Consider the following 18,505-nt stretch of genomic DNA (forward strand, 5'->3'; position numbering starts at 1 on the left):
AATCTTAGGAGGAAAGAAAATGATGTCTTACGTGGATGAAGTTTATGACAGAGTCGTAAAGCAGAACCCAGGAGAAGTAGAATTTCATCAGGCAGTAAAAGAAGTTCTTGATTCTCTGCGCATTGTCATTGAAGCAAATGAAGAAAAATTCAGAAGAGCCGCACTTTTAGAGCGCCTGGTAGAGCCTGAGCGTATCATCTCATTTCGTGTGCCGTGGGTAGATGACAACGGACAGGTAAGAGTTAATAAGGGATTTCGGGTTCAGTTTAACAGTGCTATTGGTCCATATAAAGGAGGCTTGAGACTTCATCCTTCTGTAAACCAGGGTATTTTAAAGTTTTTAGGATTTGAGCAGACATTTAAAAATTCTTTAACTGGTCTTCCCATCGGCGGAGGAAAAGGTGGATCGGATTTTGATCCCAAGGGCAAATCAGACAGAGAGGTCATGGCGTTCTGCCAGAGTTTTATGACCGAATTATCCAAATATATTGGTGCAGATCAGGATGTACCCGCCGGAGATATTGGCGTGGGAGCAAGAGAGATCGGCTTTTTATACGGACAATATAAACGTATGACCGGGCTTTATGAGGGTGTTCTTACAGGAAAAGGACTTACCTACGGAGGTTCTCTGGTGCGTACCCAGGCAACCGGTTACGGACTCATTTATATCCTTGATGAGATGCTCAGACATAATGGCAAGGAATTAGAAGGAAAGAGTGTGGTAATTTCCGGATCAGGTAATGTGGCAATTTATGCGTCGGAAAAGGCAATCCAGCTGGGAGCCAAGGTAGTGGCTTTAAGTGATTCCAACGGATATATCTATGACAAGAACGGCATTCGTCTTGAAGTAATAAAGGAAATTAAGGAAGTACGCAGAGGCCGTATTAAGGAATATGCCGATGAAGTTGCTTCTGCCGTATATACAGAAGGAAAGGGAATCTGGACAATCCCATGTGATATCGCCCTTCCCTGTGCAACCCAGAATGAGCTGAATTTAGAGGATGCAAAGGCACTGAAGGCCAACGGCTGTTTTGCAGTTGCAGAGGGTGCCAATATGCCTTCCACCAGAGAGGCAACCGATTTCTTCCTAGAAAATGGTATGCTGTTCATGCCTGGCAAGGCTGCCAATGCAGGCGGTGTTGCTACCTCTGCACTGGAGATGAGTCAGAACAGTTTAAGACTTTCCTGGACCTTTGAGGAAGTGGACAAGAAGCTTCATGACATCATGGTAGGAATCTATGAGAAGACTGCAAAAGCGGCAAAACGCTATGGTGTAAAAGGAAATTATGTGGCAGGTGCCAATATTGCCGGCTTTGAAAAAGTAGTAGAAGCCATGATGGCACAGGGCATCGTATAAGACCGGGTCCGTACCTTTTTTTGGAAGGTACGGACCTGAATTTATTAACATCAAAAATTTTACTGGAATTCTCAAATGTTTTAGTATATAATAAACCGTAAGGCTTGAGGCGGAGTATTCTTCGCCTTATTGTTTTCCTGAAAATTATCTTAGAAAAACAGAAAGCAGGTGATGATTCTATGCATAAATTCTTAAGAACCATAGGTTTCAGTCTTTATGAAAAAGACAGGGAAATTGATAAGCTGTTAGATAAGCTCTGTGAAGATCTGTCCGATGTAAAAAGGATACAGATTGACGAAGAGTCCAATCTGTGTGAAATCCGAAGAGAAGTGGCGCCCGGAATGGGGATTGCCATCTATGGAGAGATGGACCGGGATGGAAAGTTTCAAAGAATGTACTATTACCCATATTTAAAAAGCAGTGATATAACTTCAGAAGTATCATGCTCCATACAGCGTCACACAGAACGGGAAACCTACGCCGGGCTTTTAGACGAATATAAAGTTGGAATTTCTCTGATTTTTTATATAGACAATTCCTTTGAATGCAGAGAACGGATCATAGACCATCATTCCATGGATACCAGTTATTCATGCCTTACGGGTCTTGCAGTCAGCGGTAAGGTTCTTCTTCCCATTCAGAAGTCAGATAAGCAAAGGGAAAAGGCAAGAGTAGCTGCAAAGGATCGCAATAATCTGTTAGAGGCGGCTAAGAACGGCGATGAAGATGCGATGGAGACATTAACCATCGAGGACATTGATCTCTATTCCCAGGCGTCAAGACGGGTTATGAAAGAAGACTTGTATTCCATTATTGATTCGTGCTTTATGCCGTGCGGTGTAGAATGCGATCAGTATTCTGTAATTGGTGAGATTATTAAAATTGATGAGATGAAGAACCATATTACAGAAGAAGAGGTATACGATTTTACTCTTGAATGCAGTGATTTAATTTTCCATGTCTGTATCGCGAAAAAAGATTTAACGGGAACACCGGAAGTCGGACGCAGATTCAAAGGACAGATCTGGATGCAGGGAACTGTAAAATTCAAGGAATCAGAGGAATAAATCCAAGAATGACTTGACGAATTCTTTATATTTGAATATAATAAGTTTTGAACTGTGCTGCAGGCTGCCTGCAGCACAGAGATGTTTCCGTAGCTCAGCTGGATAGAGCGACCGCCTCCTAAGCGGTAGGCCGGGTGTTCAAATCACCTCGGGAACGGGATAAGGTATCGAAACCGTAATGGGTTTCGGTACCTTTTTTTTACTTTTATTATGAAAAAAAGGAAAAATATGGTATTATTAAACTCAGATGTGGCGATAAAAAACAATTAAAAAAGAGCATGGAGGGTAATAATGGCACTTTTTAATGTAATAAAATATAATGGAGAACCAGATGTCTTCGCATGGAAGTACCCAGACGAAGAGTTGGGTACATGGACGCAGCTTGTCGTCAGTGAATCCCAGGAGGCAGTTTTATTCAAGGGTGGTGAGGCCCTTGATGTTTTTAAGAGAGGAACTCATACTCTGGAAACTGCTAATGTGCCAATTTTAAATAAGATTATAAACCTTCCCTTTGGTGGTAAATCTCCTTTTACCGCTGAGGTGTGGTATGTGAACAAAGCGTCTTCACTTGATATAAAGTGGGGCACTCCATCACCAATACAGATACAGGATCCTAAATTTGGTTTGTTTATTCCAGTACGTTCTAACGGTATATTTGGAATAAAGATTTCAGATTCAAAAGAGTTTCTTACGAAAATGGTTGGAACATTGCCCTCATTTGACAAACCTGGTCTGGTAAAATTTTTTAGGGGTATCTATATTACAAAAGTAAAAGACGCAATTTCAACTTATTTGCTGAAACGACAAATCAGCGTACTAGAAATCAATGCGTATATAGACGAGTTATCTCAATTTTTGAAAGAACAGCTTATGCCGGTTATGTCTGAATATGGAATAGAATTAGTTAGTTTCTATGTAAATGATGTCAGTGTGCCTGAAGATGATACTGCAGTAAAGAAATTAAAAGATGCATTGGCTAAAAAAGCGGAGATGAATATACTGGGTTATAATTATCAGCAGGAACGATCATTTGATACAATGGAACATGTTGCTGGAAATCCCGGATCTATATCAGCGCCATTTATGAGTGCGGGTATGGGACTTGGTATGGGAACGGGCTTTGGAAACACATTAAATGCCATGACACAGTCATTGAATCTTGGACAGGAGTCGGGAGCAGTATGCCCCAATTGTCATTCTGTTAAGAGAAATGATCAGAGATACTGTGGTACCTGCGGATATGATTTCACCAATCCAACCGGCCCAAATTTATCTCAAAAATGTCCAGGATGTGGCGGGAGCATACCAGTAAATGCACGGTTTTGCCCGGAGTGCGGTAAAAATATCACCATTACCTGTTCCAAGTGTGGTGCTACAATGAATGGCAAGTCAAACTTCTGTCCGGAATGTGGGGAGAAATTTGTTTAGAAGAATATTTTAAAGGAGAATAAAATGCAAAGGGAGTATAGATTTCCTGGGTGGCTGGCTATCATCTTATGGTTTGTATTCTTTTGGCCTGTAGGTATATATAAGCTTAATGAAAGAATCAAAATAGACAAACCAGGGGCAAAACATAATTGTAGAATTATGTTTATATTTGGCGTGATATTAATGGTTTTTAATATTTGGCTGCTGGGGAGTGCGCATATAAATTTTGGAGATATTAAAACGTTTTACCCTGTATTAATCATAATGTTATTTCCTAATTTTTATATATTCTTGAGAGCAGTGTTATTAAAAAAAGAAGCAGATTACTATGAGAAGCAACGAATTGCATCAATTAATGAAAGTAAAAAATTTTTAAATAAAATGACAGATGATTTTATGAAAGATTTTAAAGATTTCCAAAATCAGACTACAATTTTATTTACTCAAAATCAAACAACTTATATGAATAAACAGGAAAATAATTGTGAAATGCCCAACAGGAGTTATGAGAAGGATACACAAAGGAATCCTAAGGTAGTCATTTGTCAAAGTTGCGGTGGAAAGAATACGGTTATTACAGGAACAGTAAGTGAATGTGAATACTGTGGATCACCATTATCATAAGTGGCACCTAGATAAAATACAACTAATCTAGATAATATGAAAGTAAAGGTGAGAAACAGTGAGAAGCTCGGAATCCCATATTAGCTTTGGACATTTTATTGCAAATTCAATGATCGGCTTAGGTATTTTTAATACAATTATTTTTGGTACGTTTACCCTATCGGTAATGATGCATCCAGAATTATCTTTTGTGTATCGTATCTTAGGTTTTTTAATTACTGGCTGCGGAATATCACTTATTGTTTTTGGAAAAAAACGAATGAAGCTAATAGATGAATTTAGAAGATATCAAATACTTTTGAGTACAAATTCTTCAGGCTCTATTGTGTCTCTTGCCAATGCAATTAATAGTCCTAAAGAAGAAGTAATTAAAAAACTAAATTTAATGATAAAGCGAAAATTTTTTAAGGATGTCTATATTGACATTGCGTCAGAATGTATTTTACCAGGAACTAAAGTGGTATCTCAAAGAAAAATCGAAGAAAAACAGAATTTTGTTACCGTGACATGCCACAATTGTGGAGCAAGCAATAAAATAATAAATGGAAAGGTTGGTGAGTGTGAGTATTGTGGCTCACCACTGAGTTGGAAGAAAAAATGAAGCATAAAACTAAGTTTATTTTATGGCCTGTAGTTATTATTTGGTTCTTGCTTTTTATGCCTGTTGGTTTTTTATTATTCCATAGGAAAATGAAGACAGATAAAGAAGGGGCTAAAATAAACAGCAGGATTATGGTTCTCTTAGGAATAATAGTTTTGCTGCTAAACTGTTATTATTGTTATTGGTTTAAATTTGTAAATACGGGTGCTGAATTTTCGGAAGCAATTCCGGGAATAATTTTGCTTACCTGTATTTCTTTACATATGTTTTATGGTTCCCGAAAAGTTAAGGAGTCAGGAGTCAGGTATCAAAGATATATGGAGCTAATTGTTGACAATCACCAAACAAATACCGAGCGTATAGCAGCAATGATGGCTCTAGATTTTCCAAAGGCTATAAAAGAAATACAGGAGATTATTGATGGGGGTTATTTAGAGGATTCTTATCTATATGACAATAATCGTAGAATTCATCTGTCGGATAGATTTAGCAGAACAAACATCAGGCATGAAGCAACAAAAGCAGAAAGTTTAAAAGTTCTTATTTGCCAGAACTGCGGGGCTCAAAATAAGGTCACGACTGGAACTGTATGTGAATGTGAATATTGCAAAACACCATTATCATAAAAATGTATCTTGAATTGGAAAAGAAAAATGACATAATCGCGTACCGGACCAGCTTTTTTTGAATAGTATAAATCAAAAAGATTGAGATATAAGATTATGGGTTATTATGTCACTGTTGATGGAAATGTCAACATTTATGTGGAGGATTTAAATCCGGACTGCGAAAATACCATCCTGTTTCTTCATGGATGGCCGGGAAGCCGTAAGTTGTTTGAATATCAGTTTGATGTACTTCCGGCTATGGGATTTCGCTGCATAGGGATTGATACACGGGGGTTTGGAGATTCGGATAAGCCTTTTTGCGGGTATGACTATGACAGACTTGCAGATGATGTGAGAGAAGTTATTGATGCACTGGGATTAAGAAATATCACCCTGGCAGGTCATTCGACCGGGGGTGCCATAGCAATCCGGTATATGGCAAGGCATAAGGGTCATGGTGTATCAAAGCTGGCTTTGTTTGCGGCAGCAGCCCCCAGTTTGATCAAACGAGAGAATTTTCCTTATGGAGTTGATGTACAGACCGTAACGGATATTATAAACGGGACTTATGAAGACCGGCCAAACATGTTAAGTAACTTTGGAAATATATTTTTTTTCCAGCATTTAACCGCACCATTTTCGGATTGGTTTTTCCAGGTGGGACTGCAGGCAGCCGGATGGGCGACGGCAAAAATTGCAAATACATGGATTCAGGAGGTTTTATTCCAGGATCTGACAGAAATTTGTGTACCAACTCTGATTATTCATGGAATCCATGATAAAGTGGTACCCTTCCCATTAGGGGAGATTCAGCATCAGTATATTAAAAATTCAGTACTTCTGCCATTTGAATTCAGCGGACATGGCGCGTTCTATGATCAGAAGGATGAGTTTAATCAGGCATTGGCAGAGTTTGCAAAGTAATTATGATAGCGTATATAGCAGGGCAATTAGAAGAAAGGGAACTGGTATTTTCTTCTGTTGTCCTGTTTTTCTATGCCTTTTTAAGATACTGTGAATTAAATCTCACGGGAATAAATGCTCATCACCATTCACAAATTCTCTTATATGAGGTATAATGAAATCACGTATACATAACTTTGTACTGTATTAAAGAGATAGAAAGGTGAGGGATGCTGCATGAATATGAGGAAGATTATGGCACTGATGCTTACGGCGGCATTGGTTACAGGGGCAAACTGTACCACTGCATCAGCTGCTTCCAGAAAGAAGATTACTACAGTAAAAATGACGGTGACGGCGGATATTGTGTTGGGCGGAAACATTTCTGAACAGCAGGCAGAAGTTACGGTAAAAGGCGATAAAATTGAGGTTGATCAGTGTGAATTTGTCAATGACGGTTTCCAATGGTATGAAAATGATGTTCCAAGACTGGAAGTAACCCTGCATTGTCAGGATGATTATTATTTTGACACTAAGGATGGAAGTTACACCATTGAGGGCGGGACGTATGTAAAGCAAAAAAAAGAAGATTATAATCAGACTGTGATTGTTACCATAGATTTATCTTCCGCTGGCGAATTTACCCAGCCAGTCAGCTCCTTAAACTGGACTGATGGACATGTGGCAAACTGGTCAAAGAGCGTGGGAGCAGGAAGTTATGAAGTCAAGCTTTATCGTGATGGAAAAGGCGTGGGAACTGCAAAAACAACGGATCAGACAAGTATGGAGCTGGGAGGCTTCCTGACAAAGGAAGGAAACTACACATTTCAGGTTCGCACCGTAAATGCAAAAAATCCGGAGAAAAAAGGCGCCTGGGTGGAATCTTCCTCAATCTTTATCAGTGGGGAACAGGCGAAGTCCAATTTTATAAACTATGCAGGCAGCTGGAAGCAGGATCAGACAGGCCGGTGGTATGAAAACGGAGATGGCAGCTATTCGAAAAACAGCTGGCAGAATATTAATGGAAAATGGTATTTCTTTAATGAACAGGGATATATGGCAACGGGCTGGATTGACTGGAATGGGAAACAGTATTACTGTGATACACAGACTGGACAGATGCTTACTGATAGTACGACTCCTGACGGTGCCAAAGTCGGTTCTGACGGAGCCCGGCTGCCTTAAAGATGGATTATATTTGCACGGGCTGCATATTGCAGTCCGTTTTTAATGCAAAGGAAACGGATTGCCCTGTGGCAGGACGTGGAAAATACTTGTAGAATGAGGAATTCTATCATATAATAACACGAAGGAGCAGATGGAAATGACAACAAATATGGCTGGAAACAAAGGAAAAAGGATTCTGGCACTGGCAGCTGTTCTTTGTATGATTATTCTGACTGGCTGCGTTTATAAAACAACCGGATCAGATGATTTTAATACTGCTGTGCGAAATGAGACTGATGGTCAGAAAGCTGGCTTTGGACTGGCTGCACATTTTATTGATGTAGGTCAGGGTGACAGCACCCTGATTGAAGCAAATGGTCACTTTATGCTTGTTGATGCAGGAGAAAAAGACCAGACGGATACAGTTATCAATTATTTAAAGGCACAGGGAGTAAAAAAACTTGATTATGTGATCGGCACACATCCCCACTCGGATCATATTGGCGGTCTGGAAGGAGTTATCCGGGAGTTTGATGTGACAACTGTTATGCTTCCGGAAAAAGAGCATACTACAAGAATCTATGAGCGGATGCTTGATGCCATTGCAGATAAGAATATTAAAGTTACCATCCCAAAAGCAGGTGAAAGCTACCGTCTGGGTGATGCCACTTTTCAGATTATCTCGCCCAACCAGGATTATGGGGATAATTTAAATAACTGGTCCATAGGCATGAGGCTGGTATACGGAAAAACCAGCTTTGTTTTATGTGGGGATGCGGAAAAGGAAGCGGAACAGGATATGCTGCTAAGTGGATTTCCTCTAAAAGCAGATGTTTTAAAAGTATCCCATCATGGCAGCAGTACCTCATCAACACCGGAATTTATAAAAGCGGTTAGTCCGCGGTATGCGGTTATCTCATGCGGGAAGAATAATGATTACGGACACCCTCACAAAGAAACAATGGATTTATTTAAGAAACAGGGAATTAAAGTTCTGCGGACGGATCAGATTGGAACAATCGTAATTGAAAGTGACGGAACCGGGCTTCGGTTTCCGGGGCAGGATGAGCAGCAGGAGAATCTTACGGGGGAAACCAGGGAAAATGAGACTGATACCCACAAGGATTATATTATAAATACCAATACGGGCAAATTTCACCTTCCGGATTGCAAACTTGCAAAATCCATAAAAGAGGAGAACCGGAAGCTATATACTGGAACAAGAGAAGAACTGATTAACCAGGGGTTAGAGCCGTGCAAAAGCTGTAATCCATAAAGAACCGGCATGAAGGGGGAAATACCATGCAATATATCATAGACCGGATCGAACAGGAGATTGCGATCTGCGAAGAGGAAAGCGGAGCTATGGTGAAGCTGCCTTTAAAGGAACTCCCAAAAGGATCCAGAGAAGGGGACGTATTGTTTCAAATAAACGGAGCGTTCCAATTTGATGGAGAAGAAACAAACCGGCGCAGACAGAAGATGCGTGAGAAACTGAACAGACTCATAAAATAAAGGATTTGAATATATGAAAAACTACATTGTACTGGATCTGGAATGGAACCAGAACGCTGGAGGGAAGGAGGAAGCAGTCGACCATTTTCCCTTTGAGATTATTGAAATCGGAGCAGTAAGGCTGAATGAGACCATGGAAGAAACGGGAGAGTACAGGAGACTGATTAAGCCCAGAGTCTATACTGAGCTTCATGAAAAAATCCTGGAAGTGACCCACATGGATCAACAGACGCTGATGGAAGAGGGAATCTGCTTTGAGGAGGCTGTGAAAGAGTTTTTTCTCTGGTGTGGAGACGATCCCGTATTTTGTACATGGGGATCCATGGATTTAACGGAGCTCCAGCGAAACATCGCTTATTATGGATTGCCAGATCCCTTTAAGAAACCCCTTCTTTATTACGACATCCAAAAACTTTACAGCCTCCTGGAGGGGGATGGGAAAGACCGGGTGTCTCTTGATGTTGCTGTTTTTGAATCAAAAGTGATGGAAGATCGTCCGTTTCACAGAGCTCTTGATGATGCTCATTATACAGGGCGGATTATGAGTAAAATGGACTTTAAAAAGGTGGAGGCATACTGGTCCACGGATTATTACTGCCTTCCTGCCAATAAAGAGGAAGAGATCTATCTGGTATTCCCCAGATATTCCAAATACATCTCAAGGCCCTTTGAATCAAAGCAGGCCGCCATTGAGGATAAGACGGTAACAGATCTGATCTGCTGCAAATGCAACCGGATGCTGAAGAAGAAAATCCGGTGGTTTTCTGTAAACCAGAAAGTATATACGGCACTGGGATGCTGCCCTGTTCATGGTAATGTAAAGGGTAAAATCAGGCTGAGGCGAAACGATGAGAGAATGGTTTATGTAGTAAAGACCATGAAGCTGATTGGTGAGGATGAAATTGGCGGAATCTATGAAAAAAAGGACGAAGCCAAGAAAAAACGGGTGGAAAAAACCAAAGTCCGCAAGCAGAACAAAAAGAAGGGGGCAATCCCCCCTTCTTAATATTCGCTTTCCCGCATTCGGTAGCCAACACCTATTTCCGTAAAAATATAATTTGGTTCTCCGGGATTTATTTCAATCTTTCTCCGGATGTGTGCCATATTCACTCTAAGAATCTGGTTATTGCTGTCTGCATAGGGTCCCCAGATATGGTTGATCATGTAATCATAGGTGAGTACCTTGCCGGAGTTTTCCGCCAGAAGGGATACCAGTTTGTATTCAATCTGAGTCAGATGGATCACATGCCCATTTAAAGTAACCAGGCGTTTGGCAAAATCAATTACAAGCCCCTTGCATTGATACGGAGTCTGTACCACAGAACCGTCGACTGTGCTGACTGTGGACTTGCCGTGTCGCAGCGCTGTGCGGATTCTGGCCAGAAGTTCGCTGGTGCCAAAGGGCTTGGTAATATAATCGTCAGCGCCATAATCAAGTGCTGTGACCTTTTCCTGTTCCTGGGTTCTGGCAGAAATAACAATAATAGGAATGGCTGACCAGCTTCTTACATTCTTGATGATATCCAATCCGTCTATATCAGGCAGACCCAAATCCAAAAGGATAACGTCAGGGCAGTTAGAACTGATCATAGCCAGCCCGTCTTTTCCATTCACTGCACTGATGACCTTATAATCATGTCTTTGCAGGGTGCTTTCAATAAAACCCGAAATATTCTTTTCGTCTTCAATAATTGCTATTGTAAATTTATTCACAAGTATTCTCTCCCAATGGTAATGTAAAAGTAAAGATTGCCCCAAGTGATTCATTGCCCGCTGTTATGGTTCCGTTATGTGCGGTTATGATTGTCTTACAGATGGACAAACCAATTCCCATACCCTTATGAGAATCTCCACTGCTGTTTGGGGAAGGGGTATATCCGTCAAATATGGTAGAAAGTCTTTCTGGTGCGATTCCGACTCCGTGATCACGGATGTCAAAGCGTGCGTTACTACCCTCAATTGAGATGGTTAAACTGACAGGATCTTTGGAGTTTGAATGGTACACTGCATTATCCAGAAGATTGATAATCACCTGCTCAATCAGCGTGGCATCCATGGGAACCATAACCAGTTCATCTGGTACTGTTACCTTTACCTCAGTATTAGGAAAACGTTTATGAAAACGCATAACTGCTTCGGACGCTACCTCCTCCAAGGGTTCCAGGGATTTTGCTATCTGTGTTTTCGTACCCCGGATTCTGGTGACCGTCAGCAAATTTTCTACCATGTTAAGAAGCCAGTTGGCATCCTCACGGATTCCGTTTACCAGATTTGCTTTTTCTTCTTCAGACATGGAATCGTTATCATCAAGATAAGAGTTGCTTGCACCGATAATTCCGGTTAAGGGTGTTCTGAGATCATGTGAAATGGCTCTCAGCAGATTCGCCCGCATCGTCTCTTTCTCTGCTTCCATTAAAAGCTTTTCCCGTTCACGGATAATTTTATTCTGATATTTTAAATGTGTTGTGGTGGCACTTGTAATACTGGATATGACCATCATGGCAATAAAGGTAACGGGATATCCATCCAAGGTGAAATTTAAGTGCATAAAGGGGTATGTAAATACCAGATTTACCCACATCACACTGATGAAAGATGCTACGACTCCCGGTATATAACCATTTGAAAAACGGGAGATCAGAACAACTGCCATCATATATACGATACTTACATTCGAGGTGTGTCCGCCGACAAAGACCAGCAGATAAGAAACTATGGTTGCTCCGGCCAGAGCTAAGAGGGTAACCAGAACGTTCCACACCAGTTCTTTTTTTGACAAGGACTTTTTCATAACCCCTCCCATTTACCGGAATTTAAATTTTCCTTTTTTCCAGCCTTTTTTTCTGGAGGTATAGATACCGCGGCGCTGTTGAAGAAGTGAATCAAATTCATCTGCCGAGACACCTGATTCCTTCAGACGTTTCAGTCTTTGTTCTCTCCGTATCAGAGAGTTTTGTTCTTCCTGGTGCTTCCTGTAAATCATAAAAGATATGAGGCCGCCGATAACAATGGCAGCTCCCACACATCCAAGGATCAGCCAGGCTGACAATGGGATCTCAAAAGGTCTTAATGCTTTTTCCCTGTAATCCTGGGCTGCCCGGTCTGCTTTCAGCTTTGCTGCGTCCCTTCCTGCTAAAGCGTCTACCGCTTCTTCGGACGTTTCAGAAGCTTTGGTAGAAGGAGCATCTTCAAGCTTTGATTTAACTGCGGATGCTACCAGGGAATCGTTGATTTCCAGAAAGGTAGAACCAACTACTCTGTCCTGGTAACGATAATTAATTTTAGCGATTGCATTTTCCGGATCATCGTTTGATATGTCATAACTTAATTCTGGCTGCGCATCATAAAAGTCGGCAGTCTTTGGTAATATAATGCGGCTGTCAGGGTCCAGTACCAGCGCTTCCGGTTTTGTGATGGAAAGACCGCTGAAGTTTAAATCGTTGGTAATGGAACTATAGGTCTTTTCGTATTCAGCCGCTTTTAAAGACGTAAAATTATTAAAACCAAATTCCAGAAGATTTTTGGTATCTGCCCAGTATTGGGGAGTGGACCCCTTTAATATAACGGTGATGAGCTTCATTCCGTTTTTCTCGGCACACGTAATCAGTGTATTGCCGGCAAGTGTGGTATAACCGGTTTTTCCGCCCACTGCCTCAGGATAGTAAAAAGGAGTACCTTTTCTCAACATTTTATGTCCCGGAAAAATGGCCAGTCCCTCTTTGTTAATGGAATTAGGTGGAAGTTTATAATAGGTGGTGGAATCGATCTCTTCAAAGATGGGATTATTAAAGGCTGCTCTGGCAATGAGTGCCATGTCATAGGGGGATGTATAATGTTCCGGGTTATTTAAACCGCTGGGATTGGCAAAATGAGTGTTTTTGCAGCCAAGTTCCTTTGCTCTTGCATTCATCATATCAGCAAAAGCCTCTCTGCTTCCTGCAACATGTTCTGCCAGCGCATTGGCAGATTCATTGGCAGATTTTAGTAAAAGAGCATAAAGGCAGTCTTTTACAGACAGCTGATCCCCTTCGTTAATTCCGGCATTGCTGCTTCCGGATTCCACATTGAATACCGCATCATGGGAAAAGGTTACAGTGTCGTCCAGTTTGCAGTTTTCTATCACCAGCAATGCAGTCATTACCTTTGTAATACTTGCAGGAAAATACTGGTTGTGTATATTCTGTCCCCATAGAATTGTCCCGGTATCCCCATCCATCAGGATCGCTCCATCTGCCTGTACGGATATATTGTCAGGCCAGTCAACTGCTGCTTTCCCGGTTACTGTAAAGGAAGAAGCGAACAAAAACAGACACAGGAAGAAACTTAATACTTTTTTAGTTAATTGGGTCATGCTCAATAATCTCTCCATAGTAATGTTTCAGTTTCAGATAATTTATCAATTTACAGTATAGGTGATTTTGGGTAACAAGTAAAGTTTATTTGCTATTTTTCCCCTTTTTACGCATAAGAAACACGCATAAAGCTAATATTACCACGACCGAGAAAAAGTAGAGAAAACCAATATAAAAAACAGTGTCCCTGAAAAAACCTTCCGGAACAATATTAATCAGCATGTCAGTAGATGGATCAAGCATCCAAAAATCATTTGTAAAAAACATATGGTGAAACAGTATAAAATACCTGGTAAAATCCGTAGAAATAATCCCTGCGATTCCTGCGGATCCAAGGAAAAATAACCCGCTTCCTATCAAAACCGATCGGGGAAATGTATTGTTCCAGCTTATTTTCAATAACATAAGGATAATGAGGCAAAGCACCATTATCATAAGGCAGCCTCTACGAATTGACATGGCTCCTAAAAACAGCCCCTGAACATCTTCCATATGAGCAATTTCTCTGGCACTGAAAAAATCTCTGCGGACTCCCCCCATTGTAGTTGTTACCTGAAGTTCTGTCCGGTTACCCTTTAAATACGCCATCATCTGGTTTGTGACGTCCATCAGATCATCCATTTTCATGGAAACGGATTCGGTTACATTATATTTTTTATATTCCTTTTCGAAATAGCCGGGAGTCCAGTAAACGGCTGCCTCCACTGCTGTGAATAACAGCACCACCATAAGGCAGATGGAAAAAATGATACCAATTGTATATTGCAGTAAACGGTTCATAAGTAACCTCCTGATTAATTATTTTTTACGGCTGTAGGCAGATTCCAGCAAAATCGGGTAGCCAGTAGACGAATTACAATCACAGTTGCAGCTCCTGCCAGCATGGCAATGTCTTCGTTGATGTGATTCATCAAACCGGCATACAGCATGGCACCTGCAATGGAAGCACAGGCATAGATGTGCTTTTTCAGTACATAAGGGGTCTGGCCTGCCATGATATCACGCAAAATGCCTCCGCCCACACCAGTGATGACACCTAGAAAAACTATGAGAAAATGATAATCACCATAGCCAGCCAAAACAGCAGTATCGATTCCAACTACTGTAAATGCGCCCAGACCGATTGCATCAAAGATATTCATGACCTTTTCAAATGTTTCCATGTGGCGGCCGGAAATAAATTTCTGATTCATCCTTACTGTAATAAATAGAAGCATAACCGTAATAAAGGCAAGTAATACGTAAATCGGGTCCTTAAACAGCGCAGGAGGGACATTTCCAATAATAATATCCCGCAACATACCGCCGCCCACTGCTGTTGTAACGCCCAGAACAATGACTCCCAGCAAATCAAGCTGTTTTTTTATGGCTACCATGGCTCCCGAAGAGGCAAAGGCAATGGTACCAACTGCTTCTACAAAAAAAAGCAAAGATAATTCTATTTTCATGGATATCCTCCGATTATTTCAAGTAGGGAAATTAAGGCAAGTATAAAAGCTGTGGGAGTGTTTGTCAATATACAAAAACTGTGAGAAATACAGCTGTTCACAAAATATATCTTGATTTTTTTATTGAAATTATATATTATATGAAAAAGTTCAAAAGTGAACTGTTGGAATATATTTACAAAGGGAAAGGAGCGGGTAGGTATTTGGTAAGACGGCGGAACTTGATGATCTGTTTTCAGAAAGAGGTGTTTGCATGATTGATCAGAAGGAATTTGAAAAAAACGTACAGGAGTGGTCAGATATCTGTTTAAATGATGAACGGATTGACTTAGAATCCTACGATAAATACGATGTAAAGAGGGGGCTTAGAGATAGGAACGGTAACGGAGTGGTTGCCGGTCTGACCAAAGTGTCAAAGATCTTGTCGAGTAAAACCATAGACGGAGAGAAGGTACCTTGTGAAGGGGAACTTTATTATCGGGGATATAATATTTATGACCTGGTAAATGGAGTAGTAAAAGAGGAGCGGTATGGATTTGAAGAAATTGCCTATCTTCTTTTATTTGGAGAATTGCCGGATAAAAAACAGCTGGAACGCTTCTCCCAGACACTGGGCTACAGCAGAACTCTCCCTACCAATTTTGTCAGGGATGTAGTGATGAAAGCACCAAGCCATGACATGATGTCCACCCTTGCCAGGAGTATACTCACCTTGTCAGCCTATGACGAAAAAGCAGGGGATATATCGGTGCCAAATGTTCTTCGCCAGAGTCTGATGTTAATCAGCGTCATGCCAATGCTGGCTGTCTATGGATACCATGCCTTTAATCACTATGAGCGGGGCGGGAGCATGTATATTCACAGACCCGATGAAAAGCTGTCCACAGCTGAAAACATTTTAAGACTTCTAAGACCTGATATGAAGTATTCGAAAGTGGAAGCTCATGTTCTTGACCTGGCCCTTATTCTTCACATGGAACACGGCGGCGGCAATAACTCCACGTTTACAACCCATGTGGTGACCTCTTCCGGTACGGATACCTACAGTGTGGTAGCGGCAGCTCTTGCATCATTAAAAGGACCAAAGCACGGCGGTGCCAACATCAAGGTAGTTGAGATGATGGAGGATTTAAGGAAAGAGGTACATGACTGGAAAGATGAAGAAGAAATAGAGGAGTACTTAAGAAAGCTGCTTCACAAGGAAGCATATGACCGGAAGGGATTGATCTACGGAATGGGACATGCTGTCTATTCCAAATCAGACCCCCGTGCGGAAATATTCAAAGGTTTTGTAAAACAACTCTCGGAAGAAAAGGGACGTATGGAAGATTTTAACCTTTATTCGTCCATAGAGAGACTGGCTCCCAAGGTAATCGGGGAAGAGCGCCGGATCTACAAAGGCGTCAGTGCCAATGTTGATTTTTACAGCGGATTTGTTTATTCCATGTTAGATATTCCCAATGAGTTGTTTACTCCCATTTTTGCAATAGCAAGAATCGTAGGCTGGAGTGCTCACCGGATTGAGGAGCTGATTAACATGGATAAGATTATACGTCCGGCTTATGTGAGTGTGATGCAGGAAGAAGAGTATAATCCTCTTGATTTAAGATGATTTTCTGGTTAGAAAAGCAGGCTGAAATGCCTGCTTTTTTTAACTGGAATGTATGATTCGGTGAAGCTCTGCAAATTTGTCAGTCAGATTGCCGGCAGCCCAATCATACATATCCCGGGTATCGTATTGGCGATAATCGCATTCCTGGATAACGAGGAGCATTGTGTAAACGTCATACCATATCGCCCGTAAGTATTCCTTATCAGTAAGGTGGTCAATGCCGTACCCCTTGAAAAAATCCGTGTCCGAATTATAGGTTCGAAATCCAACTTCCATCAGGGGATCTGCCCAAAGACTTCTCTCCCAGTCGATCAAACCGGTAATCCGGTTGTCTTTCACAAAGATATTCCCATCCCACAAATCCCAGTGGACCAGCGCGGGAGTTTTAACCTCATCAAACAGTTCTTTGCATGCTTCTAAATCCTGAAACAGCCGCTGCTTGGATATCTTTAAGTCAATGGACAAACGTTCTCCATCTGAAAAAGCAAGCTCTGTCATAGTAGAAAACACATGATACCAGTCATTTCCCTGCAAAGACGGTTGTCCCAGATAGCCGAATTTGTCTCCTTGAATGGAGTTGATTTTTCTGTTCAGACCGCCCGCTTCCGTTCGTATAGCTGACTGTACAACAGGGGATAGGCCGGAAAGAATGGAGTGAAAGCTGTCGCCCTCCAGTATCTCCATGAAAAAATACGGAGCATGAATCAGGCTTAAACTGTCATCATAAAATAAGACTTTTGCAACGGGTACATCAGATTGTTCTTTTACTGTACGCATAGCAAGGACTTCGCTCATCATAATATTCTTCTCATAAGACATAACAAGAGCATCCTCAGGAGGTGCAATCTTTAATATGCAGGAGGGAGCATGTTCCAGGGATATTTTATATGCCACATTAAAATAACCTTCTGTCAGTTCTTCAATACCTGTACAGATTGCCTGTGGAAATGCGTGATGAATAAGGTTAAGAAGAGTTTCTTCGGATTGAATGTTTTTGGTCAGGCTGTTCACCGTTCACCGTTCCTTTCTAAGAGCTGTTTGCTGGTTTTTTATTATTGTAACACAGTGATTTCACCATGTCACTAAAAGTACAGATACGGACACCTGGATTTAATTCATGGACGTTTTTTCCTCTCTTATGATATACTGAATTATGTAATTTCATCTCAGGATGAAAATTAAGGAGGAATTGTTACATGGCGAAGAAAAGTGTGCGCAATACCAGGGGGAAAATCGTAAGCGCAGCCTGGAAATTGTTTTATGAACAGGGATATGAAGATACCACTGTGGAGGAAATCATAGAACTTTCAAAGACGTCAAAAGGGTCGTTCTATCATTATTTTGATGGGAAGGATGCGCTTCTTAGTACGCTTAGTGTTTTATTTGATGATAAATATGAGGAGCTGAAAACTCAGCTTGATCCTGAACTTTCGGCTGTAGAAAAGCTGCTGCGGTTAAACAGTGAATTATTTACAATGATAGAGAATAGTATCTCCATTGATCTTCTGGCAAGATTATTGTCCACCCAGCTTATAACAAATGGAGAGAAGCATTTACTGGATCATAACCGCACCTATTATAAGCTGTTAAGAAAGATTATTGCCCAGGGACAGGAAGACGGACAGATTGGAACTAAAATGAGTGTCACTGAAATGGTGAAGCTTTATGCTCTCTGTGAACGGGCGTTATTATATGACTGGTGTCTGTGCGGAGGAGAGTATTCACTCAGACAATACAGTGCATTGGTGCTGCCATCCTTTCTAAGCGGATTTTTGCCGGAAAAATAAATTATATATACTTGTATTATAATTATAACTAACTTG

General features: G+C 41.1%; 19 protein-coding genes and 1 tRNA gene. 14 read left to right on the plus strand and 6 right to left on the minus strand.

Annotation, left to right across the window (positions count from 1 at the left end; genetic code table 11):
- The first annotated feature begins 22 nt into the window (after nucleotides 1–22).
- From gdhA to BXY41_RS24790, 12 genes are all read left to right on the plus strand, one after another.
- Nucleotides 23–1,357 (plus strand): NADP-specific glutamate dehydrogenase, encoded by a 1,335-nt coding sequence (gdhA, locus tag BXY41_RS24735; protein ID WP_104439587.1) that lies wholly within the window; start codon nucleotides 23–25, stop codon nucleotides 1,355–1,357.
- Nucleotides 1,358–1,536: 179 nt separating this feature from the next.
- Nucleotides 1,537–2,424 carry a DUF3881 family protein gene (locus BXY41_RS24740; protein ID WP_104439554.1) on the plus strand — a complete coding sequence of 296 codons (888 nt, stop codon included), beginning with the start codon at nucleotides 1,537–1,539 and terminating at the stop codon, nucleotides 2,422–2,424.
- A gap of 83 nt (nucleotides 2,425–2,507) precedes the next feature.
- A tRNA-Arg gene (locus tag BXY41_RS24745) sits at nucleotides 2,508–2,581 on the plus strand.
- A 134-nt stretch (nucleotides 2,582–2,715) separates the two neighbouring features.
- The gene (locus BXY41_RS24750; RefSeq protein ID WP_104439555.1) at nucleotides 2,716–3,852 is read left to right on the plus strand and encodes an SPFH domain-containing protein; all 1,137 of its coding nucleotides are present in this window, start codon (nucleotides 2,716–2,718) and stop codon (nucleotides 3,850–3,852) included.
- A gap of 24 nt (nucleotides 3,853–3,876) precedes the next feature.
- Nucleotides 3,877–4,476 carry a hypothetical protein gene (locus BXY41_RS24755; RefSeq protein WP_104439556.1) on the plus strand — a complete coding sequence of 200 codons (600 nt, stop codon included), beginning with the start codon at nucleotides 3,877–3,879 and terminating at the stop codon, nucleotides 4,474–4,476.
- Between the two features lie 58 nt (nucleotides 4,477–4,534).
- Nucleotides 4,535–5,077 carry a hypothetical protein gene (locus BXY41_RS24760; RefSeq protein ID WP_104439557.1) on the plus strand — a complete coding sequence of 181 codons (543 nt, stop codon included), beginning with the start codon at nucleotides 4,535–4,537 and terminating at the stop codon, nucleotides 5,075–5,077.
- Nucleotides 5,074–5,703, plus strand: a complete 630-nt coding sequence (locus BXY41_RS24765) for a hypothetical protein (RefSeq protein WP_104439558.1) — start codon at nucleotides 5,074–5,076, stop codon at nucleotides 5,701–5,703. Before BXY41_RS24760 ends, BXY41_RS24765 begins: the two co-directional genes overlap by 4 nt.
- Nucleotides 5,704–5,799: 96 nt before the next feature.
- A complete protein-coding gene (locus BXY41_RS24770) occupies nucleotides 5,800–6,609 on the plus strand; it encodes an alpha/beta fold hydrolase (RefSeq protein ID WP_104439559.1) in 810 nt (269 codons plus the stop codon).
- 216 nt (nucleotides 6,610–6,825) lie between these two features.
- The gene (locus BXY41_RS24775; RefSeq protein WP_104439560.1) at nucleotides 6,826–7,773 is read left to right on the plus strand and encodes a PspC-like choline-binding domain-containing protein; all 948 of its coding nucleotides are present in this window, start codon (nucleotides 6,826–6,828) and stop codon (nucleotides 7,771–7,773) included.
- Nucleotides 7,774–7,924: 151 nt separating this feature from the next.
- On the plus strand, nucleotides 7,925–9,031 hold the full coding sequence (locus BXY41_RS24780; protein WP_104439588.1) for a ComEC/Rec2 family competence protein: 1,107 nt from the start codon (nucleotides 7,925–7,927) through the stop codon (nucleotides 9,029–9,031).
- A gap of 26 nt (nucleotides 9,032–9,057) precedes the next feature.
- On the plus strand, nucleotides 9,058–9,270 hold the full coding sequence (locus BXY41_RS24785; protein ID WP_104439561.1) for a DUF3006 domain-containing protein: 213 nt from the start codon (nucleotides 9,058–9,060) through the stop codon (nucleotides 9,268–9,270).
- A 13-nt stretch (nucleotides 9,271–9,283) separates the two neighbouring features.
- Nucleotides 9,284–10,276, plus strand: coding sequence for a 3'-5' exonuclease (locus BXY41_RS24790; protein ID WP_104439562.1), 993 nt, complete (start codon nucleotides 9,284–9,286; stop codon nucleotides 10,274–10,276).
- Here BXY41_RS24790 and BXY41_RS24795 read toward each other — a convergent pair.
- From BXY41_RS24795 to BXY41_RS24815, 5 genes are all read right to left on the minus strand, one after another.
- Nucleotides 10,273–10,983, minus strand: coding sequence for a response regulator (locus tag BXY41_RS24795; RefSeq protein ID WP_104439563.1), 711 nt, complete (start codon nucleotides 10,981–10,983; stop codon nucleotides 10,273–10,275). The two genes, BXY41_RS24790 and BXY41_RS24795, sit on opposite strands and share 4 nt — an antisense overlap.
- Complete coding sequence (locus BXY41_RS24800) at nucleotides 10,976–12,061, minus strand: sensor histidine kinase (RefSeq protein WP_242980379.1); 1,086 nt, start codon at nucleotides 12,059–12,061, stop codon at nucleotides 10,976–10,978. Before BXY41_RS24800 ends, BXY41_RS24795 begins: the two co-directional genes overlap by 8 nt.
- Nucleotides 12,062–12,073: 12 nt before the next feature.
- Nucleotides 12,074–13,621 (minus strand): serine hydrolase, encoded by a 1,548-nt coding sequence (locus tag BXY41_RS24805; protein WP_104439565.1) that lies wholly within the window; start codon nucleotides 13,619–13,621, stop codon nucleotides 12,074–12,076.
- An 85-nt stretch (nucleotides 13,622–13,706) separates the two neighbouring features.
- Nucleotides 13,707–14,402 (minus strand): TIGR01906 family membrane protein, encoded by a 696-nt coding sequence (locus tag BXY41_RS24810; RefSeq protein WP_104439566.1) that lies wholly within the window; start codon nucleotides 14,400–14,402, stop codon nucleotides 13,707–13,709.
- A gap of 14 nt (nucleotides 14,403–14,416) precedes the next feature.
- Nucleotides 14,417–15,070, minus strand: a complete 654-nt coding sequence (locus tag BXY41_RS24815; protein ID WP_104439567.1) for a trimeric intracellular cation channel family protein — start codon at nucleotides 15,068–15,070, stop codon at nucleotides 14,417–14,419.
- A gap of 253 nt (nucleotides 15,071–15,323) precedes the next feature.
- Between BXY41_RS24815 and BXY41_RS24820 the strand changes: the two genes are divergently transcribed.
- Entirely contained in the window at nucleotides 15,324–16,682 is a 1,359-nt protein-coding gene (locus tag BXY41_RS24820) for a citrate/2-methylcitrate synthase (protein ID WP_104439568.1), read from the plus strand.
- Between the two features lie 39 nt (nucleotides 16,683–16,721).
- On the opposite strand, the gene BXY41_RS24825 is transcribed toward BXY41_RS24820, so the two are convergent.
- The gene (locus BXY41_RS24825) at nucleotides 16,722–17,693 is read right to left on the minus strand and encodes a phosphotransferase family protein (protein WP_104439569.1); all 972 of its coding nucleotides are present in this window, start codon (nucleotides 17,691–17,693) and stop codon (nucleotides 16,722–16,724) included.
- A gap of 185 nt (nucleotides 17,694–17,878) precedes the next feature.
- Between BXY41_RS24825 and BXY41_RS24830 the strand changes: the two genes are divergently transcribed.
- A complete protein-coding gene (locus BXY41_RS24830; RefSeq protein WP_104439570.1) occupies nucleotides 17,879–18,469 on the plus strand; it encodes a TetR/AcrR family transcriptional regulator in 591 nt (196 codons plus the stop codon).
- The last annotated feature ends 36 nt before the right edge of the window (nucleotides 18,470–18,505 follow it).

Source organism: Lacrimispora xylanisolvens (genome assembly GCF_002934545.1).
Lineage (GTDB): Bacteria > Bacillota > Clostridia > Lachnospirales > Lachnospiraceae > Lacrimispora > Lacrimispora xylanisolvens.